Origin of the sequence: Marinithermofilum abyssi (genome assembly GCF_014641195.1) — a bacterium.
Taxonomy (GTDB): Bacteria; Bacillota; Bacilli; order Thermoactinomycetales; family DSM-45169; genus Marinithermofilum; species Marinithermofilum abyssi.
Window position 1 is genome coordinate 32,611 of sequence record NZ_BMHQ01000009.1, and the last position, 16,608, is coordinate 49,218.

Sequence of the window (16,608 nt, forward strand, 5' to 3'; positions counted from 1 at the left end):
GTGTGGTTCCCCGCTCACTCTCTTTTTAATGCCGAGGAGCTCGGTTTGCTTTCCACCTGCAGTGTCCTCATGGTCGCTTAGACGCCGGGCGTTTGCTGTTCCCAGACGATTTCGCCTTCCAGCAGGGTTAATACCGGCCAGCCCTTCCCTTTCCATCCCGCGAAGGGGGTATTCTTCCCTTTGGACAAGAACTCGGCAGGATGGATCTCCCGCTCTTCTTCCAGATCGACCACCGTCAGGTCCGCTGTTTTTCCTTCCTCCAAGGTGCCGTAGGGGAGACCGAAGCATTCCGCCGGAATCCGACTCATTTTGTCCACCAATTCCAGCAGGGTCAGCTTACCGGTCAGCACCAGATGGGTATACAGCAGCGGAAACGCCGTCTCCAAGCCGACGATGCCAAAAGGCGCTTCCGTCATGCTCCGCGCTTTTTCCTCCGCTGTGTGAGGGGCGTGATCGGTGGCGATAAAGTCGATCGTGCCGTCCTTCAACGCTTCCAGCAACACTTCCCGGTCCCGCTTTCTCCGCAGGGGAGGATTCATCTTAAACATCGGGTCCGGGGACGGGATATCTTCTTCACATAACAACAGGTGGTGGGGAGTCACCTCCGCTGTTACCCGCTGTCCCCGGGATTTGGCTTCCCGCACCAGCCGGACAGAGGCTTCTGCGCTGATGTGGCACACATGGTAATGCACCCCGGTATCTTCCGCCAGCAAAATGTCCCGCCCGACATGGATCGCTTCCGATTCGGAGGGGATACCCGGCAATCCGTGCTTCTCCGCAAATACCCCGTCGTGGACACAAGCACCGGGGACCAACAACGCTTCTTCTTCACAGTGGGCCACCACCGGCATATCGAGCTGGGCCGCCTGACACATCGCTTCCTTCATCACCCGGGGATTCTGCACCCCCACTCCGTCGTCAGAGACAGCGACCGCTCCCGCTTCTTTCAGTGCCGCAAAGTTCGTCAGCTCTTTCCCTTGGGAGCCTTGGGTGATGGCAGCGATCGGCAAAACCCGAGCACCGCCTCCCTGGCGTGCTTTTTCCCGAATGGCGCGTACCGTTTCCGGCTGATCGGTCACCGGACGGGTGTTGGGCATACAGGCCACTGTGGTAAAGCCGCCTCGCGCCGCCGCCTTCGTTCCCGTAGCGATGGTTTCTTTTGCTTCAAATCCCGGTTCCCGCAGGTGGATATGCATATCGATCAGACCCGGCAGGATCAATTTCCCACCCAGCTCCACCACTTGGTCCACGGTTACATTCTGCGCTAGGTTTGGACCGATTTTGGCCACTTTCCTCCCTTCTACCAACACATCCGCCGCAACCAACTCACCCGTTGTCCGATCCAGCACCTTTCCATTTTTCAGCAATCGTTTCATCCATTTTCACTCCTTCTCTAAGCTGCGTTCCAGTACGGCCATCCGTATCCACACACCGTTCGCCATTTGTTCAAAGATCAAGGATCGGGGATGTTCCACAAATCGATCTTCCATTTCCACACCCCGGTTGACGGGCCCCGGATGCATAATGATCGCGTGGGGCTGCATCATGGATTCTCGCTTGCCCGTCAGACCGTAAGCCCTCAGATAATCGTCCGCCGAGGTAAATATGGTTTCCCGGTGCCGTTCCAGTTGCACCCGGAGCATCATGACTACATCCGTCTGGCGCACAGCTTCATCCACCGGCACATAGGGAGCGTGCTGTTCCAGCTGAGCATCCCGCATCGAAGCGGGTCCGCTCAGCACCACTTCCGCACCCATGGTCTTGAGGGCCCACACATTGGACCGTGCCACCCGGCTGTGATGGATATCTCCGATGATCGCTACCCGCAGGCCTGCCACTTCTCCGAAGTGTTCCTGCATCGTAAACAGATCCAGCAAAGCTTGGGTCGGATGTCCGCCATTGCCCTCCCCGGCATTAACCAGGCTGAGCCCCAGGTCTTCCCGAGCCAACTCCGCCAGCACCCCGACACCGGCATGCCGTACCACCGCTATTTCCACGCCGATGGATGCCAAGGTTTTCATCGTGTCCTGCAGCGTTTCCCCTTTTACGCCGCTGGAGGTGTCCGGATTGAACTGGATCGTTTCCATGCCCAATCGCTTTTCCGCCACTTCGAAGGAGACTCGGGTGCGTGTGCTGGGTTCATAAAAGAGGTTGGCTGCGAACCGACCCGCTCCAAGGGCATGTTTTTGCTTCCCTTGCTGTTTCCAATATTTCGCTCGGTCAAGCAACTCCTGAATCTCTTCCCGGGACAATCCATCCGTATCCAACAGGTGCCTTCTGGATTCCATCGCCATCAACATCGCGAACCCCTCCCCTGGTATAAAAAAACTCCTTCCGTTTTTCGGAAGGAGACTCAGCTTGAGACAAAGGTTTTCAGGCAGAATTGCTCTCTTCTCCAATGGGACACCATCCAACGTTCGCTCAGCCTGTCAAAGGGACCCCAATGCCCGCTGTTCATCCAGGCTGTGACCTTTCCGTGTTCAGACACGTTCACGGGTGCGAATCGTTAAACCCCATCGGTTTGCAAAGACCGCCTCAAACCTGAAGCTCCTTCCACGGCCTCTCGGGACCGGATTTAAAGGAACTGCTTGTATATGATTGAAACGTTTATGCCGCTTGCGTGGAACCCCGGTTTTCTTCCTCCGCCCCGGTGGTTTTGGGCAAAACCAGATTGAGCAGGATGCCCATCACCGTAGCCAAAGCCATCCCTTCCACTTCAAAATGGAGTCCGGCAAATTTGAGGGCGGCTCCGCCCACTCCGATCACCAGCACGACCGAGGCGATCACCAGGTTGCGCTTGTCGTTGAAGTCGACACGGTCCTCCACCATCATCCGCAGGCCTGCCGAAGCGATGATCCCGAACAGCAGGATGGACACCCCGCCCATCACTGCCGGCGGAATCGTGGAGATTAGTGCAGACAGTTTGCCGATGAAGGAGAAGGCGATGGCGATGACCGCCGCTCCTCCGATCACGAAGACGCTGAAGATTCGGGTGATGGCCATGACCCCGATGTTCTCTCCATAGGTAGTGTTCGGCGGTCCTCCGAGCAGTGCGGCGATGGAGGTGGCCACCCCGTCTCCCAGCAAAGAGCGGTGCAGCCCCGGATCTTTGGCCAGATCCCGGTTCATGATGCCGCTGGTTACCATCAGGTGGCCAATATGTTCCGTCAATGTGACCAAGGCGACCGGTACAATCACCAGGGCGGCTTTCCAGGAAACCTCCGGAGTGGTGAAGTTCGGCAAGGCGAACCAGGAAGCTTCTTTGACCGGCGTGAAGTCCACCAGCCCGGCGAAGCAAGCCACGACATAACCGCCGATAATTCCGCCCAAGACCGGGATGAGGCGCAGGAATCCGCGGAAGAAGAGACTGAAGAGAATGGCTATGCCCAATGTGGCCAGAGCGACACCGAAATGCTTCAAGGAGTACACTTTCAAGGTCACGGTGTTCGCTTGTTCATCCACCTTTTCCACCTTTCCGGGCAGGGCGTGGAACTCCTGCACCGTATCCGGCAGCTCCCGCGTCACCTGCTGGGTGCTGGCCATGTCGACAGCGGTGGATGCCAACGCCAGCCCGATGACGATCACCACGGAGCCGATCACTACCGGCGGCAGCAAGTAGTCCAGCCAGCCCGATCCATAGCGGTGAATCAGGAGAGCCACCACTCCGTAAGTCAATCCGGCCAAAAAACAGCCGAAGAGGGCCTCTCCCGTTCCCTCCGTCTGGGACACGGTGATGATCGGGACGATAAAGGCAAAAGAAGAACCCAGGTACGCCGGGATTTTGCCCCGCGTAATGATCAAGTAAGCCAAGGTCCCGATACCGCTTGTCAACAGTGCGATCGAGGGGGACAACCCCGTCAGCAGCGGCACCAGGATCGTCGCGCCAAACATGGCAAACAGGTGCTGTAAACTCAAAGCCAGCCATTCCGTTGTTTTCGGTCGTTCATGTACATCCAGTCTCATCTCCTACATCCTCCTTCGCCACATATGAAAAAACCTCTTCACCGATTCCGGCAAAGAGGTACACGAGAGGCGCACACACGGATTGCGCACGCCGGGCGACCTCCCTTGCCGGCCTCTCGGGACCGCCTTAAAGGGGGCTAACCGTCTATATCATGAAGTTCGTATGGTAACCTGATCCTGTCCATCGATCTCCACCACTTGAACGGCGACAACCTCTGAACGGGAGGTGGGAACGTTTTTCCCCACATAGTCCGGGCGAATCGGCAATTCCCGATGACCCCGATCCACCAGCACCGCCAGTTGGATCATTTGCGGCCGCCCTTGGTCGATCAAGGCATCCATCGCGGCCCGCACCGTTCGGCCCGTGTAGAGAACATCATCCACCAGCACCACGGTTTTGCCGTGAACAGACACCGGCATCTCCGATCCTCGGACGTGGGGTTGTTCTCCTTTTTCCGTCAGATCATCCCGGTACAGGGTGATATCCAACTCCCCAACCGGCGGGCGGATGCCTTCAATGCGTTCCAGCCGCTCCGCCAACCGTCGGGCCAGGTAGATCCCGCGGGTACGAATGCCAACGAGGACACAATCGGCGATGCCTTTGTTTCTCTCCAAAATTTCGTGAGCAATCCGGGTGAGTGACCGTCCGATGGTCGCTTTGTCCAGCAGAATTTTTTCTTCAGGCATCGGGCTTCACCTCCACATCAAGAGCACAAAAAAACCCTTGCCCGTCAGGCAAGAGCTATTCCCTGCAAACAAGACACACGAACCCTGCGTCTCATTATCCGTCTACCCTTGCCAGCCTCACGGGACTGATTTAAAAGGTGCTCATTCAGTTGTTCTTATTATGACGAACCCGCGGCGGGCTGTCAATAGAAAAAATAAAAAAAATGTCGTCCGGTTACACCGAACGGCTGCGAAAATCGCGAATCAAACGTTCCATATCCTCCGGTAGATCCGCCTCCAAACGAATGCGTTCACCGGTGCGGGGATGATCAAATCCCAGGACCTGCGCATGTAGGGCTTGTCCCTGAATTCCATACTTTTTGCTGGTGGTGCTGTATACCGGATCTCCTACCAAAGGGTGCCCGATATGTTTCATATGTACACGGATCTGATGCGTCCGTCCCGTTTCCAGGCGGCATCGAACCAGTGTCGCATTGCCAAACCGCTCGATCACTTCAAAGTGGGTCACCGCGGGCTTCCCGTTTTTGGGCTCTACGGCCATCCGCTGCCGATGACGGGGATCCCGGCCGATCGGGGCATCCACCGTACCGAGATCGTGGGAAATGTTTCCGTGCACCAGCGCTACATATTCCCGGTCGACCGAGTGCTCCTTCAATTGTGCCGCCAATGATTGATGAGCCCCGTCATTCTTCGCTGCCATGATCAGACCGGAGGTATCTTTATCAATGCGGTGTACAATTCCCGGCCGAATGACGCCCCCGATGCCGGATAAGTCCTGACAGTGGGCCAACAGCGCATTCACCAGCGTTCCCGTCGTGTTCCCGGGTGCCGGGTGAACCACCATCCCCCGCGGTTTATTGACGACGATCACATCCTGGTCCTCGTAGGCCACGTCCAAGGGGATCTCTTCCGGATCCACCGACAGTTCTTCCGGCGGCGGCACGCGCACTTCCACTCGGTCTCCCTGTTTTAACCGGTAGTTTCCTTTGACCGCCTTGCCGTTCACCAGCACCCGCTTCTCCTTGATCCAGGATTGAACGGCCATACGGGACCATTCTTCCTCCCTGGCCGCCAGGTATTTGTCTATCCGTTCTCCTTCATCTGCTGCATCAACCGTAATCTGGTGAATCTCTTCCTGGTTCAACGTCCTTCCCCTGCCTTGGAAACGTACTCCTTTTCTCTCGCCGGCTGACGGAGAGTAACGATCACCATCAGGCAGACACCGATTACGATCGCTGAATCCGCTACGTTGAAGATGGGATAATGGATCAGTCGAAAATCAAGAAAATCAACCACTTCCCCAAACCGGACCCGGTCGATCAGATTGCCCACTGCGCCTCCTAAAATGAGAGACAATGACCACAACATCATCGCCCCTTCCTTGCGCAGGCGATAGATATACACCAACAATACCGCTGTCACCACAACCGTAATGCCGATAAAGAGCCATTGTTGGTTTTGAAGAATACCGAAAGCGGCACCCCGGTTCCGATGGGATGTGATATGAAAAACATCGTCCCACACTGGGATGGATTCGTACAATTCCATCCGGTGCAGGACGAACCATTTTGTCACCTGGTCCAGCAAAAGGACGGCGACTGCGATCCCATAGTATCTCAGAGCTGTCATTGCCCTCCTCCTGTCTCCTCACAGTTCCGCTCACTTTTCCAAATCATTGTAGCATACGCTTGTTCGCCAAACAACAAATACCCGGGCGGTTTTGCTTGGACTGTCGATTATTCGCTGGATTCGCTTTCAGCTCTCTCTTTTTCATCTGCCCGTCGGTAAGCATCATTATGGGTGATGTCTGTAATCTCCTCGGTATCGCCCCGTGCATCCGTAATGGCGAAGCCTTCGAAATCGTCCACATACCCCCGCCGCTCGTCGTTGTCGATCACCAGTTCGTTGTAATTTTTCCCTTCTCGGAAAAAGTCCGGCGGATTGGAGGTTCCATATTGCTCCACCTCTTGCCAGGCATCTTCCCCGTCATAAGCGCTTTGCTTGGTACCGTCATTGAAATGGCGGCCATAAGGCGGACGGAGCACCTTCTCCTCCACTGGACGCCGGTGAGAAACTTCCTTCTCGGTTTGGTGTTCAATGCAAAGGGAAGTCTCCGGAACAGCCTCCAGCCGCTCATAAGGAATTTCTTTTCCACAGACTACACAGGTACCATAACGGCCTGCTTCCATCTGCAACAAGGCCATCTCAATTTCTTCCAGTCGATGTTCGTCTTCCTCGTTGAGAGCCAGATCCTTGCCCCGTTCAAACAACTCCGTTCCGATATCCGCCGGGTGGTTATCGTAACCGGAGAGCTCGCCGATTGAATTGTTCATCCCGTCTCCCATTCCATAGTGATGGTTGTCGGCCAACCGCTCCTCCAGCCGCTTTTTTTCTTCCATCAGTTGTTGTCGCAATTGTTGTTGCTGTTCCTGTGAAAGCACCATCGGTTCCCCCCCTGGTCCTATGATCCCTTTGGCGACGAGCTTTTTCTTTGGATGACAAAGAAAAAACTGACCAAAAACGAAGGGGTATTTCATTTTCCCCCCGCTTTGGAATTAGGGTCCCCTATGGGCCGGAATTTCACGCTTCCTTTTCCATTAAAAAAAGAAACCCCCGATTGGAGACCTCTGCAAAACACTAGGAAAAGCTCCGATCGGCGTTTTGATGCAGCGGCGGGAGGTGCGCTGGATGGGTTGAAACTGGCCCTTAACGTCGGTGCGTTGCTGATTGCCTTTGTAGGCTTGATCGCATTGCTTAACGGGATTTTGGGAGGAATCGGAGATCTGTTCGGCGTCGCTGGATTGACCCTGCAAAAAGTCCTGGGTTATGTTTTTGCGCCGATTGCCTTTGTGATCGGGGTACCGTGGTCCGAGGCGATTCAAGCAGGGAGCTACATTGGAACGAAAATGGTGGTGGCCTACAGTGCATTGGGCCCGCACATTAATGAACTGTCCACCAAAACAGCCGCCATTGTCACCTTTGCACTGTGCGGTTTTGCCAACTTCTCTTCCATCGCCATACAGATCGGTACTATCGGCGGGTTGGCACCGGAGCGCCGCAGAGATGTCCCGCTTCGGCATCAAAGCGTTGATCGCCGGTACACTGGCCAATCTCTTAAATGCGGCGATTGCGGGGATTTTGATTTCCTGAGAACGACATCACCAGCACGAACAAGTGTGTCGAGGAGAGTCGAACCCATCGGCTCTCTTTTTTATAAATAAGGGGGCCTAAAAGAGACACTTACAGAAACGAGGAAAAGCGCCGATCGGCGCTTTTCAATTTGGCTTACGGATTGTCCGTTCCGCCCCGTGGAAGAAGACCCTTTTTGCAGAGGTCTCCCATGAGGGGGGGGTCACAAGTCGCTCCTTGTGAATGGCTCGTTATGGACAGAAGATAGACCCCAGGGGACTGTGTTACTTCACATCAGCATAATGTTTTTCCACGATGTCGGCACAACGGCCGCACAACTTCGGATGGGATTCGCTTTTACCCACTGCGGGGCTGATTACCCAGCAGCGCTCACATTTACCGCCTTCAGCCGGTGAGATCTTTACCTGAAGACCCTCGCCGGCCACGGCACCTTCTGCCGCCTCTGTCCCCGGATCGTGCAGTTTTACTTGGGAAACGATCAACAACTCCGCCAAGTTGTCCAAACTGCTCAGCAGACGGTGGGTCTCTTCGGTGGTGGGGTACAGATCCACGGCCGCACCGAGGGAGTTCCCGATCACTTTCGCGTTACGTGCCTCTTCCAATGCTTTCAGCGCCACGTCCCGCAAGTCGAGGAAAGCATCCCATTTGGCTTCCAGTTCATTGTCCAGCAAGGCTTCATCCACTTGGGGGAAATCTGTCAGCTGGACGCTGACGGCTTCCACTCCGGGAACGTATTTCCACACTTCCTCTGTCGTGTGCGGCAAAATCGGGTGAATCATTTTCACCAGAGTTAGCAAAGCTTCATACAGCACGGTTTGGGACGACCGGCGTTTGGCATCCTCTTCCGGCAAGATATACAGGCGGTCCTTCAATACATCCAAATAGAACTGGCTCATAAACACGGTGCAGAAGTGGTGGACCGCGTGATATACCATATGAAACTCGTACTCGTCATAAGCTTTGGTCACCCGTTGCACCAAGCGTTGCAATTTGACCAAGGCATATTGGTCCAGCTCATCCATCTGTCCATGGGATACCCGATCCGTTTTCGGATTGAAATCGGCCAGGTTCCCCAGAAGGAAACGGAACGTGTTCCGGATTTTGCGATACACTTCCGCGATCTGTTTCAGAATGTCATCTGAGACGCGCACATCCGCCTGATAATCCACGGAAGCCACCCAGAGACGCAAAATATCCGCCCCGTACTGCTTCATCACTTTTAAGGGATCGATGGTGTTGCCCAGGGACTTGGACATTTTCCGCCCTTCGCCGTCCAGGGTAAATCCGTGACTCAACACCGCTTTGTAGGGCGCTTCGCCTTTCGTGGCCACTGCCGTGGACAGGGAGGAGTTGAACCAGCCGCGGTATTGGTCAGAACCTTCCAGGTACAAATCCGCAGGCCACACGGTTTCTTCCCGTTGCATCAATACGGCGGCATGGCTGCTGCCCGAGTCGAACCAGACATCCATGGTATCCGTCTCTTTGCGGAAGCTGTCCCCGCCACATTCGGGGCAAACGGCTCCCTTCGGCAACAGCTCTTCCGTATCTTTGGCAAACCAGGAGGAAGAACCTTCCTTGGCGAACAGATCGGCGATGTGCTCGATGGTATCGTCGTTGATCAGCGGATGGCTGCAGGATTCACAATAGAAGATGGGCAAAGGCACACCCCATACCCGTTGCCGGGAGATACACCAGTCCCCCCGATCCGCCACCATGTTGTGGAGTCGTACTTCCCCCCATGCAGGCGTCCATTTCACTCCTTTGATGGCTTCGAGCATTTTCTCCCGGAAGCCGTCGATGGAAGCAAACCATTGCTCGGTGGCCCGGAAAATGACCGGTTGTTTGGTACGCCAGTCATGGGGGTATTGGTGGGTGATGAAGGCCAGCTTCAAGAGGTGGCCGCCTTCCCGCAGCTTCTCTGTGACCAATTTGTTGGCATCATCGTAAAATAGGCCTTCAAAGCCGGGCGCTTCCGCTGTAAAGCAACCTTTTTCATCCACCGGACACAAGACACCCAGGTTGTACTTCTGTCCCAGCTCAAAGTCTTCCGCACCGTGACCGGGAGCGGTGTGTACACAGCCGGTACCGGCATCCAGGGTGACGTGATCCCCGAAAACCACCGGGCTTTCCCGGTCATAAAAGGGATGACGGCATACCACACCTTCCAGCTCTTCACCGCGGAAGATTTGCACCTTCTCGTAGCCGTCGATTTCCGCCAGCTTCATCACATCATCCACCAGCTCATCGGCCAGCAGGAACTGCCGGTCACCGGCTTTCACCAGCGCATATTGGAACTCCCGGTTCAGGGCGATGGCCAGGTTGGCGGGAATAGTCCACGGAGTCGTCGTCCAGATCACGATGGAAGTCTGTTCTTCCGGCAACACCCCGTTTCCTTTCTTGACGGGGAAGGCCACATAGATGCTGGGAGAACGTTTGTCTTTGTACTCCACTTCCGCATCAGCCAAGGCAGTCTCCGAAGACGGGGACCAATAAACCGAGCGATAGCCGCGGTAGATGTAGCCCTTTTTTACCATGTCTCCGAAGATGCGAATTTGTTGCGCCTCATATTCCGGACGGAGGGTGATGTAAGGATTTTCCCAATCCCCGCGTACCCCGAGACGCTTGAACTGGCTTTTTTGCTTTTCCACAAAGGAGAGAGCGTACTCCTTGCACTGTTCCCGGAAGGTTACCGGATCTGTCTTTTTCCGGTCCACTCCCTTTTTTGTGGAGATCGCATGCTCAATGGGCAGCCCATGGGTATCCCATCCGGGAATATATGGGGCATCATACCCTTGCAGCGACTTGTAACGGATAATAAAGTCTTTCAAAATTTTGTTCAGCGCATGACCGATATGGATATCTCCATTGGCGTACGGCGGTCCGTCATGAAGGATAAATTTCGGTTTACCCTCCCGTTCCTTGCGCACTAACCGATAAATGTCGATATCCTCCCACCATTGTTGCATTTCTGGTTCGCGGTTGGGCAGATTCCCCCGCATCGGAAAATCTGTCTGCGGCAACCGCAACGTTTTTTTGTATTCCAATCCTTTCACCTCCCAATAAAAAAGGAAAACTTCTCACTCCCGGTTAGGGACGAGAAGTTTTCCCGCGGTACCACCCTAATAAGCCTTGTTTGGTCATATGTACAACCGAACAAAGCTCGCTTTCGGATTCCTAACGCGAATCACACGGTTTCCCCTACTCCGCAGTTCAGGGAAACGGCTCCCGGAGGATCTTCGACAGATGTTCGGGTTAGGCTTCCACCATCCCTAACTCGCTGATGCCGGATTTGCATCTGCCTACTCTTCCGTTCTTCGCCTTCATGGGAAAGCCTCTGATGCGGCTCCCTCCAACTTTTAAGGAACCAACCTTGCTCACGCTTCACCGGGGTAAAGAGGAGAGATCCTTCCTATCCTTTCCTTATGCCCCATCTTCTCGGGATAAACAAGGTTGTTGTATTTTACTCATAACCGGATGAAATGTCAAGGATATGGATTCGATGCCCCGGTTCAGAGAATCACCATATCCATCATCCTCGTCCTGCACCTGCTTAGAACATCGCCTTCTTCTTCAGCTTGCGGGAAGTTCTGCGAAGTTCGCGGCGAGGTTCTTCTTCCAGGTAACCGTGATCGGCATCGTCCATGTCAGAGGCATAGTCATCATGATGATGATACTCGTCTGCATGGTCCATTTCAGTGGACGGAGGTTCTGCGAACTCTTCCAGCTGCTTGCCGGCTTCATCCAAACCTTCTTCCAGCTCCTCAAGGGATTCCCAATCGGAGTTTTCCAGAATGTCCAGATGGGATTGGACCAAGGTTCTGAAGCGCGCACGATACACGGTAGCTTTTTGCTTCAGATCCAGCAGTTCGCTGTGGATGGCGCGAGCTTTTTGAAGGGCTTCGTTGATAATTCGGTCCGCATTTTTCTCCGCTTCCTGAACGATCAGTTCCGCTTCTTTCTTCGCGTTCAAGCGAACTTCCTCAGCCACTTCCTGTGCCACACGGATGGATTTGTGGATGCTTTGCTCCATCGAAGACAAGGAAGAGGGAGACATCTGCGATGCCGGTTGCGGTGGTTGCGGCGGCTCCGGCTCGCGATAACGCGGCTGGGGCTGCGGCGGCTGAGGAGGCTGCGGTACTTGCTCCACCGGCTCCATCTGTTGTTCCAGCGCTTGCTCCAGTTCTTGTTGCAATTCCTCGACCTGTTGTTCCAGCTGCTGCTTCTCACGAATGAGAAACTCAAAATCCTTAATAATTTGATCGAGGAAGTCGTTTACTTCATCTACATCATAGCCGCGAAACGAACGTTTAAATTCTTTGTTGTGTATATCCAAAGGACTAAGCGGCATTATTGACACCTCCTCAAGAGATTGGCTTCGCCACTTCTATTCTACAATGGTAGCAAAATTCCTTCCGGAAAGCTACAACTACTTGTCTAAAAACCATCGGTACACACTGGAAAATGACCATCGGATGACAAAATTTGCCGTAATGAAACCCTGTCAATCTATTGATATTTTTTGATTTCCACCCATTGGCGACCTTTTTTGGTCGTTCCGCAGAGATCGCCGACAAAAAGTCGTCCAAAGCCCCGCAGGGAGATCACATCCCCTGTTTCTACCTGGGCTGCCGGATTTTCTTCCACCTTCCAATTCACCTTGCATTTACCGGATTTAATCAAAGCTACTGCTTTGGATCTAGAAAGGGAAAAGCCTTCCGAAGCCACAGCATCCACCCGAAGCGAGGCTACAGTCACCCGCTTCCCTTCCAACGGCTGATCCGGTACGATCAACTCCGAACGCGAAATCTCACGGACCAGCACTGAGGTTCGGCCCACCCGGTCCAGCTGGGACCGGACAAAATCCGCCATCTCCCGACCGAGCACCACATGACAGCCTTGTTCATGGGGCAGGATATCCCCCACTTTTTCCCGCTTGATCCCCAGACCCAACAAAGAGCCCAGCACATCAGAATGCTGAAGCTCTTTTTGATTGGCAGATTCAAGGTGTAAAAAGGACAGCTCGAACGCTTCGGGTTCAGCCTCCATATACGGAGGCAGGATCAACCCTCGGCAACGTTCCGCATGCTCATATCCGCCATCGAAGCACAGGCCCAAATCCGGATCCCTTCGAATCAGCGATTCCACGATCACCCGCTCCCTCGGATTAAGAAAGAAGGTGAGATACGGTTGATAACGGCGAGATGTCCACTCCATCCAATCCAACACTTTTTCCGCCAAAATGCGCTCCTCCGGACGAAAGTGCGTAAACAACGCCTCTTTCGCTGCCATGATCAGAGCCCCATTAGCGCTTCCAGTATGAAGTAAACGCCGTGTTCAATGAATTGCAGGGCAAACAAGGCGATAATCGGAGAGATATCCAACATCCCTAACGGCGGAATGATGCTTCGGAATACAGAGAGATAGGGTTCGACCAAATGGGCCATGGCTCTGCGGACCGGCGACTCCCTCGCCTGTGGAAACCAAGACAGCAGGATATAGCCGAAGATCAGAAATTTGTAGATATTGAAGAGTGTGCCGATCACATCGTATATCATCATTACGTTCATGGAGTCACCTCAAAATGTCATTCGCTTCGTGGTTTAACAGATCGGATATCGTTCCCTGGATGTCTACATTGGACGGGGTACAGATAAACGTATGGGAACCGAGTTTCCGGATGTTTCCGCCCAGTGCATACACCGTTCCGCTTAAAAAGTCAATGATGCGGATCGCTTGGTCTTTGGGAGCCCGTTGCAAATTGACGATGGTAGGTCGGTGGTTCCTCAGGTTGTCAGCGATGTCTTTTGCGTCTTCGTAGGCTTTGGGCTCAATCAACACCATGCGAATATTTTTTTGCGAATGGAGCGAAACCACATTGCGGCGATCACGGGTTGCCGCGTTTCCCGGTTCGGATTCATTGTACTCCTTGTATTCCTCATCGCTGATTCCGAAAAACCCCATTACACGGTCCATGATACTCAACGGAACCGCCTCCTTCTACCACCGCTTCATTTTTTACCTCCAACCAAAATAGAACCTAAGCGAAGAAACGTTGCCCCTTCTTCCACCGCTACGACAAAATCGCGGGACATCCCCATGGACAGGTGCGGTACCTGTAGACGGGGGTGCTCCAGTCGCTGCAATTCCTGTTGCAGCTCTTTTAACCGCCGGAACACCGGACGAGTCTCCTCCGGATCATCCGTATAAGGGGCCATGGTCATCAGACCTTCGATCTGAAGGTAAGGAAACTGGGCAGCCTCTTCGGCAAACTCCACCAGCTTGTCCGGTTCGACGCCAAACTTGGAATCTTCTCCGGAAACATTCACCTGCAGAAAACAGCGCATGATCCGGTCCTGCTGCTCACACCGGCGACTCACTTCTTTCGCCAAAGACAAGCGATCCAGGGAGTGAAGGTATGTAAAGCGTTCCACAACCGGTTTCACCTTGTTCCGCTGCAGATGGCCGATAAAATGCCACGTTCCTCGATCGCCCAATGCATTCCATTTGGGAAGCGCTTCTTGCACGCGGCTTTCCGCGATATGCTCCAGCCCCGTATCCAACGCTTCCCGAGTCCGTTCCGTATCTACATATTTCGTCACTGCCACCACGGTTACCTCTTCGGGATCCCGACCACTCCGGCGGCAGGCTTCCTCAATCTGCTGTTGAATCCGTCTCCAATTGTCCCGAACATCACCCATGACGTCCTCTTCCTTTCCGTTTGCCGATAAAGGCCACCATACGACCTGTTTTTCCCTGGTCTCTTCGATGGGAGTGGAAGAGTTCCGGATGACAGCTCGTACACCACTTCGTAACGATAATGTTCTCCGGTTGAAGTCCCGCACGCATAAGCAATTGACGATTGGCTTGGCGAAGATCCAACTTCCATTTGCCCGGTTGTACAGGCCGCAAAACTTCGCTGGAAGCGTCCGGCAAAACCTCGAGCAACGGATGAGCCACTTTTTCGTCCACTTCATAACAGCAGCCGCCGATCGACGGGGCAATGGCAGCCAAGATGGTTTTTGCAGAGGCGCCTTTGCTTTCCATGGCTTCCACCATGCGCCGGCCGATTTCGCCGACAGTCCCGCGCCAACCTGCATGGGCCACTCCCACTATATCCGCTTCAGGACTATAAAACAGCAAAGGAACACAATCGGCGTAAAAGGAAGACAACAATACGTCCTCCTCACCCGTGATCAATCCATCGGTAGCGGGAATGGCGGTCTCCTGAGATTCCTTCCCTCTTCCCCGTTCACTCTGATCGACTACGTGAACGTGTGTGCCATGCACCTGATTGGCACAAGTCCAGCTTGATACAGGAAACCGCAGCTGTGAAAGGAGCTGCTCTCGGTTTTGCACGACTCTCCCCGGGTCTTCACCCACGTGCAATGCGTAATTCCAACGATCAGGGTCTTCTTTGGAATGGATATCCCTGGCACTCATCCCCACGACCAGATGCGGAAACTTCTCCTCCCATTCTTTGAGGGAGAAATAGGGGATGGAAGTATCCTGTCGCATGTAAAAAGGTTCCATTACCTTCCCTCCCTCTACATATTACCATACACCCAACGAGAGACAAAGTGTCAGGTTGAAGGCCGTTCGTGATCCGTTGACGGCGGTGTACTCAGAAGCGGACGCGGCTCCGCTTCATACCCTCGGGATTCCAGCCGGACCAAAATGACATCCGTTCCGATCTTTACGATTTGATGCCAGGGGATGACCCATTCTTTCCCTCCCGACCACAAGCCGAACAGACGACTTTCACCAGGGACCACCAGCGCTTTGATCTGTCCCTGACGCATATCCAACTCCAAATCATGGATTTGTCCCAACTTCCGTCCATCACTCACGCTGACGACATCCTTCGCTTGCAATTCAGATATTTTGACCATAACGGCTTCACCCTAAAGGTAGATTTATTCCAAGTATATGTAGACAGCGGGATTTATGTCCTAAAAAAAAACCGCACATCATCGTGTGCAGTTCTACTCCCTATTGAATGAATTTGTTCATCTGTTGGATCGCAGCTTTTTCCAAACGAGACACCTGGGCCTGGGAGATTCCGATTTCCTCCGCCACTTCCATTTGGGTTTTTCCCTCAAAAAAGCGCATGGATAAAATCATTTTCTCCCGGTCGTTCAGTTTCCCCATCGCTTCTCTAAGAGCGATCTCTTCTACCCATTGTACGTCCTTTTGATCGTCGTCGCTCAATTGATCCATCACATAGATCGGATCGCCTCCGTCCTGGTAGATCGGTTCAAAAAGAGAGACCGGATCTTGGATGGCATCCAGTGCAAACACGACTTCTTCCTTGGACACATTGAGCGCTTCGGAGATCTCGTTCACCGTGGGTTCCCGCGAGTGCCGGTAAGTGAGTGTATCCCGCACCTGCAGTGCTTTATAGGCGATGTCCCGCAGGGAGCGCGACACCCGAATCGGATTGTTGTCCCGAAGGTACCGGCGGATTTCCCCGATGATCATCGGCACTGCATAAGTGGAAAATTTTACGTTTTGGCTTAAATCAAAGTTATCAATGGCTTTCATCAAACCGATGCAGCCAACTTGGAAAAGGTCGTCCACATTTTCACCGCGGTTATTGAAGCGTTGAATCACACTTAACACCAACCGCAAATTACCGTTGACGAGCTTTTCCCGTGCAGAGCGGTCGCCGGCCTGAAGTTCCCGAAACAACTTGCGCATCTCTTCGTTCTTCAGCACCGGGAGTTTGGATGTATCCACTCCACAGATTTCCACTTTGTTACGTGCCATGAGTTCCCCTCCTAACGATACGTCACTGTTAAGTATCTCCTT

Annotated in this window: 16 protein-coding genes, 1 pseudogene and 1 other annotated feature; of the genes and pseudogenes, 1 reads left to right on the forward strand and 16 read right to left on the reverse strand. The window is 53.7% G+C overall.

All coding sequences use genetic code 11. The annotated features are described in order from the left end of the window. Positions 1–77: 77 nt before the first annotated feature. The 7 genes from pyrC to IEW70_RS12595 all read right to left on the reverse strand — a co-directional run bounded on the left by pyrC (position 78) and on the right by IEW70_RS12595 (position 7,094). On the reverse strand, positions 78–1,376 hold the full coding sequence (pyrC, locus tag IEW70_RS12565; RefSeq protein ID WP_188648275.1) for a dihydroorotase: 1,299 nt from the start codon (positions 1,374–1,376) through the stop codon (positions 78–80). A 6-nt stretch (positions 1,377–1,382) separates the two neighbouring features. Next, entirely contained in the window at positions 1,383–2,300 is a 918-nt protein-coding gene (locus IEW70_RS12570) for an aspartate carbamoyltransferase catalytic subunit (protein ID WP_188648276.1), read from the reverse strand. Between the two features lie 307 nt (positions 2,301–2,607). After that, positions 2,608–3,963 carry a uracil permease gene (gene uraA, locus IEW70_RS12575; RefSeq protein ID WP_188648277.1) on the reverse strand — a complete coding sequence of 452 codons (1,356 nt, stop codon included), beginning with the start codon at positions 3,961–3,963 and terminating at the stop codon, positions 2,608–2,610. A gap of 150 nt (positions 3,964–4,113) precedes the next feature. Next, a complete protein-coding gene (gene pyrR, locus IEW70_RS12580) occupies positions 4,114–4,650 on the reverse strand; it encodes a bifunctional pyr operon transcriptional regulator/uracil phosphoribosyltransferase PyrR (protein WP_188648278.1) in 537 nt (178 codons plus the stop codon). Between the two features lie 214 nt (positions 4,651–4,864). Then, complete coding sequence (locus tag IEW70_RS12585) at positions 4,865–5,794, reverse strand: RluA family pseudouridine synthase (RefSeq protein WP_188648279.1); 930 nt, start codon at positions 5,792–5,794, stop codon at positions 4,865–4,867. Then, a complete protein-coding gene (lspA, locus tag IEW70_RS12590; RefSeq protein WP_373285966.1) occupies positions 5,791–6,279 on the reverse strand; it encodes a signal peptidase II in 489 nt (162 codons plus the stop codon). The genes IEW70_RS12585 and lspA overlap by 4 nt, the downstream gene beginning before the upstream one ends. 107 nt (positions 6,280–6,386) lie before the next feature. After that, the gene (locus IEW70_RS12595; RefSeq protein WP_188648280.1) at positions 6,387–7,094 is read right to left on the reverse strand and encodes a TraR/DksA C4-type zinc finger protein; all 708 of its coding nucleotides are present in this window, start codon (positions 7,092–7,094) and stop codon (positions 6,387–6,389) included. Positions 7,095–7,313: 219 nt separating this feature from the next. On the opposite strand from IEW70_RS12595, the pseudogene IEW70_RS12600 reads away from it, so the two are divergent. Next, positions 7,314–7,800, forward strand: a pseudogene (locus IEW70_RS12600) (nucleoside transporter C-terminal domain-containing protein); the annotation flags it as partial. Positions 7,801–8,063: 263 nt separating this feature from the next. On the opposite strand, the gene ileS reads toward IEW70_RS12600, so the two are convergent. From ileS to sigG, 9 genes are all read right to left on the reverse strand, one after another. Next, positions 8,064–10,844, reverse strand: coding sequence for an isoleucine--tRNA ligase (gene ileS, locus IEW70_RS12605; protein WP_188648281.1), 2,781 nt, complete (start codon positions 10,842–10,844; stop codon positions 8,064–8,066). A gap of 42 nt (positions 10,845–10,886) precedes the next feature. Then, positions 10,887–11,124, reverse strand: a binding site (T-box leader). Between the two features lie 226 nt (positions 11,125–11,350). Continuing rightward, positions 11,351–12,148, reverse strand: coding sequence for a DivIVA domain-containing protein (locus tag IEW70_RS12610; protein WP_188648282.1), 798 nt, complete (start codon positions 12,146–12,148; stop codon positions 11,351–11,353). 158 nt (positions 12,149–12,306) lie between these two features. Further along, positions 12,307–13,089, reverse strand: a complete 783-nt coding sequence (locus IEW70_RS12615) for a YlmH family RNA-binding protein (RefSeq protein ID WP_188648283.1) — start codon at positions 13,087–13,089, stop codon at positions 12,307–12,309. Between the two features lie 2 nt (positions 13,090–13,091). Further along, on the reverse strand, positions 13,092–13,367 hold the full coding sequence (locus IEW70_RS12620) for a YggT family protein (protein ID WP_229751970.1): 276 nt from the start codon (positions 13,365–13,367) through the stop codon (positions 13,092–13,094). 4 nt (positions 13,368–13,371) lie between these two features. Continuing rightward, positions 13,372–13,773 (reverse strand): cell division protein SepF, encoded by a 402-nt coding sequence (locus tag IEW70_RS12625; RefSeq protein WP_308423164.1) that lies wholly within the window; start codon positions 13,771–13,773, stop codon positions 13,372–13,374. 35 nt (positions 13,774–13,808) lie between these two features. After that, entirely contained in the window at positions 13,809–14,498 is a 690-nt protein-coding gene (locus tag IEW70_RS12630; RefSeq protein WP_188648285.1) for a YggS family pyridoxal phosphate-dependent enzyme, read from the reverse strand. Further along, complete coding sequence (pgeF, locus tag IEW70_RS12635) at positions 14,491–15,330, reverse strand: peptidoglycan editing factor PgeF (protein WP_188648286.1); 840 nt, start codon at positions 15,328–15,330, stop codon at positions 14,491–14,493. Before pgeF ends, IEW70_RS12630 begins: the two co-directional genes overlap by 8 nt. A 50-nt stretch (positions 15,331–15,380) precedes the next feature. After that, positions 15,381–15,689, reverse strand: a complete 309-nt coding sequence (locus IEW70_RS12640) for a YlmC/YmxH family sporulation protein (RefSeq protein ID WP_188648287.1) — start codon at positions 15,687–15,689, stop codon at positions 15,381–15,383. A gap of 100 nt (positions 15,690–15,789) precedes the next feature. After that, entirely contained in the window at positions 15,790–16,566 is a 777-nt protein-coding gene (gene sigG / locus IEW70_RS12645) for an RNA polymerase sporulation sigma factor SigG (RefSeq protein ID WP_229751971.1), read from the reverse strand. Between the last annotated feature and the right edge of the window lie 42 nt (positions 16,567–16,608).